Origin of the sequence: Achromobacter sp. GbtcB20, assembly GCF_019091095.1 — a bacterium.
Classification (GTDB): Bacteria; Pseudomonadota; Gammaproteobacteria; order Burkholderiales; family Burkholderiaceae_B; genus Achromobacter; species Achromobacter mucicolens.
This window is the reverse complement of the sequence record NZ_JAGXJZ010000283.1, coordinates 1-387: the sequence shown is the minus strand read 5'-3', so window position 1 is coordinate 387 and position 387 is coordinate 1. Positions and strand designations below refer to the sequence as shown.

1 protein-coding gene is annotated in these 387 nt (G+C 69.0%); it reads left to right on the top strand.

Going from position 1 to position 387, the window contains the following annotated elements:
* Positions 1–387 (top strand): HAD-IC family P-type ATPase (locus KVT32_RS28995; protein WP_217619302.1); only part of this gene is annotated, 387 nt, incomplete at both ends.

Genomic DNA, 387 nt, shown 5'->3' with positions numbered 1-387 from the left:
CGCCGCGATCGCGGCCGAGGCCGGGGTGGACGACTTCCTGGCCGACGCCACGCCCGAGGACAAGCTGGCCCTGATCCGCAGCCACCAGGCCGCAGGCAGGATGGTCGCGATGACCGGGGACGGCACCAACGACGCGCCGGCGCTGGCCCAGGCCGACGTCGCCGTGGCTATGAACTCGGGCACCCAGGCGGCCAAGGAGGCCGGCAACATGGTCGACCTCGACTCGAACCCGACCAAGCTGCTCGAGATCGTCGAGATCGGCAAGCAACTGCTGATGACGCGCGGCGCGCTGACCACCTTCTCGATCGCCAACGACGTCGCCAAGTACTTCGCGATCATCCCTGCCGCCTTTGTCGGCGTCTACCCGCAACTGGCGGCGCTGAACGT